This window comes from Legionella jamestowniensis (assembly GCF_001467745.1).
Taxonomy (GTDB): domain Bacteria; phylum Pseudomonadota; class Gammaproteobacteria; order Legionellales; family Legionellaceae; genus Tatlockia; species Tatlockia jamestowniensis.
Genome location: NZ_LNYG01000012.1, coordinates 73,793 through 80,985 on the forward strand (window position 1 = coordinate 73,793; position 7,193 = coordinate 80,985).

The window sequence follows — 7,193 nt, forward strand, 5'->3', positions numbered from 1 at the left end:
TACCTATGTAATCAGGTCAATAGAAGTTTGTAGTTTAAAACTGATTTGCCCCTGAACTGAGCCTTGAGGCACTACGCCTGGTACTGCAACCTTGCAGGCCGCTCTACCAACACTAAACAAAATACCAGGGCAAATAGTTTTAGAGGGTTACAGATGAGAAAAAGTCAGCTTAGACAACAAGTAGATCAGTATTGTAAACACAATCACACGGAGTCATTCCGCGCGAAAAAACACCGTCATTTTGTATTACACAAAATGATTCGTGATTTATATCATATTGGCCATGTTCCCCCCAAATGGCATGCAGTTACTCATGATCATATGGTGCAACTTGTTGTTCATTGGCAAAAAGAGGAGATCAAGTCTAAAACTATCATGAAATACATGACCATCATTCGTATATTTTTTCAGAGTATTGACCATTCAATTAATAATATTAGTAACCAGAATTTGGGAATTAAAAGCCCTCAACAGCATTCCAAGACAATCTTTTTTCCAAATAATCACGTAGAAACACTAAAAAATCCCGTTGCAAAAATAATGCTCGAATTCCAAATTTATTTTGGATTAACACTTAGTGAAGTAATGCGTCTAAATCCTGCTATCCATATTCAGGAAAATTCACTTTGGATTACAAGAGATATTGCCACAAACAGCCATGACAGGAGGATTCCTGTTAGAAATGATAGGCAAGCTCAAGCCAATAAAACACTTAAAACACTATGCAAAGAAGAAAGTTTGATTTTAACTTTTGGATATCATTTTGTACGCGGCGCGTACAGCCATGAAATGAAAAAAATAGGCTTGTCATCATCAAAGAGCTATCGCTGTTTTTATGCCAAGAATATGTATTCTGAATTGAGTCAAATCTTATCTCCATATTTGGCGAAACAAACCATCATGCGTGAAATGGGATTGCAATCCAGACGCACGCTATGGAGTTATCTGCATGAGTAATACAAAATTGTGTTCAGCAAAATTTTCAATCAACGAATTGGTTAAAAAAGCATATGGACATTCCTATGCTAGCCAATCAGACATGCGTCATATGCTCTTTCGATGTGTGAAAGACTTACATGAGCTTGGCTATAAAATTGGCCATATAAAAGGATTAAAAGCAAAACATATCTACATGTTAGTAGATCACTGGAAATCTGAAGGAAAAAATCCAGGAACAATTAAAAACTATATGGCCAAACTACGCAAAGCAGCGTGTCTATTAGATAGCCCAAAACTCCTTAAGCCAGAAAATAGTGCATATAATATCTGTCAACGCTCTTATGTATCCTCAATCAACAAAGCAATTTATCATATTGATCTATCCAGGTGCACCGATCCTTACATTAGATTATCCATTGAAGGTCAGATGCTTTTTGGCCTAAGGCGTGAAGAATCCATGAAATTTACACTTAGTGAAGCACACCATGGGGATAGCTTGATGATTAAACCAAGTTGGACAAAAGGAGGCATAGGCAGAACATTAAACATAACAAATGAGGCACAACGTCAATGGTTAACAAAGGTTTCTCGGTTGGTAAGAGCTGGGGAATCGCTCATACCATCAAATAGAACCTATAAGCAGCACTTAAGTCATTATGAAGAACAAGCAAAAATCATGGGGGTTAGTAAACTGCATGGCTTAAGACATGCCTATGCCCAGAGACGATATAGAGAGCTAACCCAATTATTTGATCCAAAAAATAAAGGAATGGTATGCCCATTTGAAGGCGGAAAAAAATTCAAGGACATGAGTCCAATAGAAAAAGCCATGGATAGAAAAGCACGCCAAATGATTAGCCTTGAATTAGGACACTCTCGTTTATCAATAACAAGAATTTATTGTGGAAAGTAAGTGATTATGTAAAGTTCCCTAAAAAAAATCAGTAAAATCAGCAAGCATTGTCATAGTTACTTTACATAATATTTTATCAAAGTTGGAATCTGTTGCAAAACCTCATAAGCGGTTGCTTTACCTAGTTATTAAGCATTAAACAGTTATTGCCAGTGTATTTTGCTTTTGGTATTCTCGCTGTAAATTTTGATAAATCTTAAATGATCAATGAAGTTATTTACACAGTCTCTTTTCTTAATATATTTAGGACTAAGTTCTATGCTACACGCAGCCAAACCTATCCCTTACACTATATTGCTTACAGACAAAGATGGTAACTCTTATTTTAAGACAGCAAAAGAAGAGTTAAATCCTGCTAAAGTAGGTTTTACTAGCTCTGTGATCCCCGCGCACAAAGTTTTTTTTGGCAAGGGTCCTAATAAAGAGCAAGATTGGCATAACCCTGCTCAAAAGTTATTTATTATTGTTTTATCTGGGGTTATGCAAATTGAAACAAGTCGTGGTGAAATCAAAAATTTCAGCCCAGGTGAAATATTGTTAGCGGAAGATCTAACTGGCAAAGGTCATAAAACACGTAGTCTTAATGAAGAACCAGTAAATTATCTTGCAATACCATCAATTAAGTGAAAGGTAACTCCCAGCAATATTCAGACAGGCCTGAGAATACTCCTCAAATCAGATGATGACTCAGGCTTGATGCATGGCATTCATAGATAAGTCAAGATTTACTGCACATAATAATCTGCTAACCACAATAGATTTTTTGTGCTCTTAAGCATAAGGTCTATTGCGGCTAAAATCAATCAAAACGTGTTTTATTTAAATTAATAACACGTTTTGATTGATTTATTTGTGGTAACAGTTTAAAGTACCCATAACACAACTGAAGAGCCAGTGAAAGCCTGGCGAAACCTAATAGGTCTTGTGAAGAGCCACTATCATTCCCTAATCTTATGGCAGAACGTTAAGTCGGGAACCTCAGTTTCGATCATTGATCATCCACCAGGGTGAAACCACATTAAAACCTCTTGTTTTAAACCTTTTTGTCCATTCGCATAGTCATTTGCGAACGGCTGTTCTTTAAAAATTAGGCGAATCAACCAGGCTTATTGTAACCAAGTATGGATGAGTCATTTTTTAACTCATCTGGGAAAAACTTCCCTGATAAGGTGGTTTTCCCAATTTTTGGAGAAAACTATGGAAAATGTGAGTTCTACTATCTCAAGAAAGGAATACGTATTTTTTGATTTAGCTTGTTTTATTAATGAATTTCATACCTTGCGCCATGAGTTATCAGCACAAGATATAGAGGAAATTAAGCAGCTAAGCAAGAAATTGCATTCTCTTTTAGAGACTCAACATCCTCAGCTCAATTTAGTTTAACCCTAAGTAGGAGTGCTTATTTCTACTTAGGGAATAGCACTTCTTTTGCAAGGAGTCTTAAAAAAATGGATGCACCTCAAATTTATGTTGCATGCCTTGCAGCATATAACAATGGCATGCTGCACGGAGAATGGATTGATGCAACTCAGGATGTAAGCACTATTTATGATGAAATTCATAAAATATTGGCTAACAGCCCCATTGAGGATGCAGAGGAATTTGCGATCCATGATTTTGAAGGATTTGGTGGTGCGCAAATTGGCGAGTATGACAGCATCAATGATGTTGCTGAGCTTGCCACCTTCATTATGAAGCATGGGGAATTAGGTGCTGAACTTTTTAGCTACTACTCGATTGACGATGCTGAGAGGATGTTAGAGGAAAATTACCACGGCGCTTATGATAGTGAAGTTGATTTCGCCCGTGCGCTTTTTGACGACTGCTACAGCAGTACAATACCGGAAGATCTGCTGTTTTATTTTGATTATGAGGCTTTTGCACGTGATCTTTTTATAAACGATTATTTTTCGGTAGAAGCAGATGCTCAGACGCATGTTTTTTCTAGCTACTAAGCCCCCTCTTTGGGGCTTTTTATATGCTAATTCTTAATACACAAAACTTGCACTAGAAAACACAATATGTTTTAATATTAAAAACGTAATGTTTTACTTGTGATGATTCATAGAGATTTCAATAACATGAATAACTATAATGATAGAGGAAATAATTATAACACAAAAACCTTAGACATTATTCAGACAGCTAATTTTCTAGGTATCCATAAAGAAACAGCGCGGCGGTTAGCAGCTTCAGGTGAACTTCCAGGGGTAAAAATTGGTAGAGCGTGGCGATTTATAGAACAAGATATCGTTGAATTTATGCGATCTCAATATTACAGCATTAAGGAATTATCTGTAAGCGATAGCAGGAGCAATAAACAATGGCAATCACAAAAAGAAATAACATCTGGTGGATTGACATCTCGCACAACGGAAAACGAATACGTCAAAGCACTGGGACTGAAATAAAAAATAAGGCACAACAATTACATGATAAATTAAAATTTGATCTCTGGAACAATACAAAACTTAATTCGTTGCCTCAAAAATGTTGGGTAGATGCAGTTCTTCGCTGGTTAGAAGAATCAGCTCATAAACGAAGCCTAGAAGATGACAAAATCCACCTACGTTGGGCGGATCCTTATCTTCGGGGACTATTAATAACAGAAATTAATCAAGATCATATTGAGACGCTTGCTAAAGCTCGAGAATCCACGAATGTCTCCCCTACTACTGTTAATCGAATGCTAGAAATCATTCGTGCAATTCTTCGTAAAGCCCAAAAAGAATGGGGATGGCTTCTTTCTGTTCCTCCTATTCGGATGAGAAAAATAGACAATAAGCGAATTCGTTGGCTTACTCGTCAGGAAACTAAACGATTGCTGGAAGAATTACCCACACATCTTAAAGATATGGTCCATTTTACCTTATGCACTGGATTACGGGAGTCTAATGTTACACAATTAAAATGGAAAGATGTTGATTTAAATCGTCGGCACGCTTTGGTCCATCCAGAAGAATCAAAAACTAAGAAAGCTATTCCTGTTCCTTTAAATAGTCAGGCGGTAGAGATATTAAACCAACAAAAAGGTAGACATCCTATTTTTGTGTTCACATATAATGGCAATCCTGTCACTCGCTGTAATAATCATGCATGGCGTAAGGCATTGAAGCGCGCTGGTATTAAAGATTTCCGGTGGCATGATTTACGTCATACTTGGGCAAGTTGGCATGTTCAAAGTGGCACCAGCCTTCATGAGCTACAGCAGTTAGGTGGGTGGTCTAACTATGAGACAGTTTTAAGATATGCTCACTTATCAGGAAAACACCTACAAGCAGCAGCAGAAAGAATCATTTAGCTATGAGGGTAACTTTACCGGTCTTGTCACTCAGCAAATTTTATATGCAGAGCTGGCTTTTTGGCCGAAGTCAATCTTTGCGCTGTGATTCAGATCTGGAAGCATTTAACTCTAACTCTTTTTGCAAAGAGTCTATTTTCTTTATTTGATTAGTGAGCGTATCATTTGAACCATGCAATTCTTCCAAAGCCTGGGACACTGCTCTAGGGTTAATTTCGATTACCTTAAGGAAAAGCTTGGCAGCTCCAGTAGGTTCTCTTCTATGTTGCTCCCATCCTTCTAATGTACGTTTTTTAAAACCAAAACTTCGTGCAAATTCCTCTTGAGTCATCTTAAGTCTTCCACGTATAAACTTCACGTCTACTTCCTGTACAGGATTAACCCGTTTGAACCCCATAGATCTTAATTTTTCCTTAGAATACAAAGGCGCATCAGGATCGGAATTTGCCGCCTTTTCTATTTCCTCGTTTGTCATTTTTTTTACTCTATCCCAATTTGTTTTACCTTTACTCTTGGAAGTAGTAGATTCTTCGTTCGTTTTCATGTGCGACCCTCGCGCTAATTATTCGTTTTACATTGTTTCGATTGGTATATACCACGGCAAGAACAACCTCATTAACTACGCCAAACGTAATATACCTTTCTTCACCTTTTTGTGAACTGGGAGCCTCAACTCGCATTCTATCTTCAAATATTTGTATAGCATCTTCAAAATCTATCCCATGCTTATCAATATTAGATTGCCTTTTGTTCTCATCCCATTCAAATTTATTTTTATTATTCATATCATTATTATACGTCAATGTAGTAGTACATACCAATAAAAATATTTGTCCCTAAAATGTATATGAATTAGGGACGGGGTCACATTACAAAATTATGCTTCACTTAAGTGTGCCCAAAACGTGCCAAATTAACGCCGCAGCTAACATATTTATCGCTGTTCTAGGCAGTAATTCGTCACAATGATGCATCGCAGGTTATTGATTTTAAATGAATTGTATTTAATGCCCACTGGCTACGAACCAGGGGGTCGGAGGTTCGAATCCTTCCGGGCGCGCCATTTTTCAGTAGATCACTGAAGCAAAAATCACGGGTCTTCCTCAAATCCGGGGGCACTTTACTCATCCACACAGCACTCTAACTCTTAACCTATAATTTTCAAAATTTCTAAACCCATATGCTCTTCTTTGAATCAATTTCATTTTTCGATGAAACCCTTCAGTAATTCCGTTGTTTTTTGTAAAACGAAGCATTCTAACGACTTCCTCTCTCCATTTAAATAACGTATTCCCTAATGTTCTTAAGTGTTGAAAAGCGCTTTGTTTCAATTCTTTGACCATTTCTAAGAAGTGCGGCAACAAGCGTTTACACTCTTTTGCTGTACAGTGCTTTTTAGTTAATAGTTGATGCAACTGTTGTTTAAAGTCATAAATGGCAGCAATCGCGGGTTGTTGTTCCAAATAGCGATTGCGTTTACTCAGACGCAATCAAGACAGGTTCTCGGGCTTGGTCTTCAAAGCCATTAGCGTACCTCTTTGGTACTTCATCGCCGGGTCGATTTGATGAAAAGTTTGCATACTTAATTGATTGATGAGACGGATGACATGAAATCTATCAGCCACAATCTTGGCATTAGGAAAGTAGCGTTTAACTAAAGCACGATAGCTACTACTTAAATCAATACAAACCACGCGTATACGCTCTTTGCCTTCCAGTGCTTTAAAGTAACTCTCCAAATCCCGCACAGAACGACCTTTAACAATATCAAAAACCTTGTGCTTACCTAAATCACATAAAGTGGTTATATAGCCCTGCTTCTTTGTAAAGGAGTGTTCATCAATACCCAATACCCGAGGACATAGAGGCGATGTAATCCGTTTCTCTTGTCGTTCATAACCATAATGATACCAGCGCTCTATTGTTGATTTTCCAGTGTGAAAATGACGGGCTAAATCCTTTTGGCTTATACCCTCTCTTTACGTAAGCTTTCTGTGGCTCGTTGGTATTTGCCAATCCCTGGAAAACGTTGGTTGAAAT

The 7,193-nt window shown here is 37.5% G+C and carries 9 protein-coding genes and 1 pseudogene; 7 read left to right on the forward strand and 3 right to left on the reverse strand.

The features are described from left to right. The first annotated feature begins 153 nt into the window (after positions 1–153). From Ljam_RS03490 to Ljam_RS03515, 7 genes are all read left to right on the forward strand, one after another. Positions 154–957, forward strand: coding sequence for a hypothetical protein (locus Ljam_RS03490; protein WP_058448745.1), 804 nt, complete (start codon positions 154–156; stop codon positions 955–957). Beyond that, a complete protein-coding gene (locus tag Ljam_RS03495) occupies positions 950–1,852 on the forward strand; it encodes a phage integrase N-terminal domain-containing protein (protein WP_058448746.1) in 903 nt (300 codons plus the stop codon). The genes Ljam_RS03490 and Ljam_RS03495 overlap by 8 nt, the downstream gene beginning before the upstream one ends. Before the next feature lie 207 nt (positions 1,853–2,059). Next, complete coding sequence (locus tag Ljam_RS03500) at positions 2,060–2,479, forward strand: cupin domain-containing protein (protein WP_131762488.1); 420 nt, start codon at positions 2,060–2,062, stop codon at positions 2,477–2,479. Between the two features lie 570 nt (positions 2,480–3,049). Then, positions 3,050–3,235, forward strand: coding sequence for a hypothetical protein (locus tag Ljam_RS03505; RefSeq protein WP_058448748.1), 186 nt, complete (start codon positions 3,050–3,052; stop codon positions 3,233–3,235). Between the two features lie 65 nt (positions 3,236–3,300). After that, positions 3,301–3,807, forward strand: a complete 507-nt coding sequence (locus tag Ljam_RS03510) for an antirestriction protein ArdA (RefSeq protein WP_058448749.1) — start codon at positions 3,301–3,303, stop codon at positions 3,805–3,807. Between the two features lie 126 nt (positions 3,808–3,933). After that, positions 3,934–4,263, forward strand: a complete 330-nt coding sequence (locus Ljam_RS14875) for a helix-turn-helix domain-containing protein (protein WP_074881745.1) — start codon at positions 3,934–3,936, stop codon at positions 4,261–4,263. Further along, entirely contained in the window at positions 4,176–5,153 is a 978-nt protein-coding gene (locus tag Ljam_RS03515; RefSeq protein WP_058448750.1) for a tyrosine-type recombinase/integrase, read from the forward strand. Before Ljam_RS14875 ends, Ljam_RS03515 begins: the two co-directional genes overlap by 88 nt. Positions 5,154–5,223: 70 nt before the next feature. Here Ljam_RS03515 and Ljam_RS15400 read toward each other — a convergent pair whose 3' ends face one another. The 3 genes and pseudogenes from Ljam_RS15400 to Ljam_RS14880 all read right to left on the reverse strand — a co-directional run. Beyond that, entirely contained in the window at positions 5,224–5,697 is a 474-nt protein-coding gene (locus Ljam_RS15400; protein ID WP_058448751.1) for a helix-turn-helix domain-containing protein, read from the reverse strand. Beyond that, the gene (locus Ljam_RS03525) at positions 5,660–5,938 is read right to left on the reverse strand and encodes a BrnT family toxin (protein ID WP_058448752.1); all 279 of its coding nucleotides are present in this window, start codon (positions 5,936–5,938) and stop codon (positions 5,660–5,662) included. The genes Ljam_RS15400 and Ljam_RS03525 overlap by 38 nt, the downstream gene beginning before the upstream one ends. 339 nt (positions 5,939–6,277) lie before the next feature. Beyond that, positions 6,278–7,193 (reverse strand): annotated as a pseudogene (locus Ljam_RS14880) (ISL3 family transposase); the annotation flags it as partial.

Coding starts and splice junctions, on each gene's coding strand:
- Ljam_RS03490 (WP_058448745.1), top strand. CDS start 154: ATGAGAAAAAGTCAGCTTAGACAACAAGTAGATCAGTATTGTAAACAC.
- Ljam_RS03495 (WP_058448746.1), top strand. CDS start 950: ATGAGTAATACAAAATTGTGTTCAGCAAAATTTTCAATCAACGAATTG.
- Ljam_RS03500 (WP_131762488.1), top strand. CDS start 2,060: ATGAAGTTATTTACACAGTCTCTTTTCTTAATATATTTAGGACTAAGT.
- Ljam_RS03505 (WP_058448748.1), top strand. CDS start 3,050: ATGGAAAATGTGAGTTCTACTATCTCAAGAAAGGAATACGTATTTTTT.
- Ljam_RS03510 (WP_058448749.1), top strand. CDS start 3,301: ATGGATGCACCTCAAATTTATGTTGCATGCCTTGCAGCATATAACAAT.
- Ljam_RS14875 (WP_074881745.1), top strand. CDS start 3,934: ATGAATAACTATAATGATAGAGGAAATAATTATAACACAAAAACCTTA.
- Ljam_RS03515 (WP_058448750.1), top strand. CDS start 4,176: ATGGCAATCACAAAAAGAAATAACATCTGGTGGATTGACATCTCGCAC.
- Ljam_RS15400 (WP_058448751.1), bottom strand. CDS start 5,697: ATGAAAACGAACGAAGAATCTACTACTTCCAAGAGTAAAGGTAAAACA.
- Ljam_RS03525 (WP_058448752.1), bottom strand. CDS start 5,938: ATGAATAATAAAAATAAATTTGAATGGGATGAGAACAAAAGGCAATCT.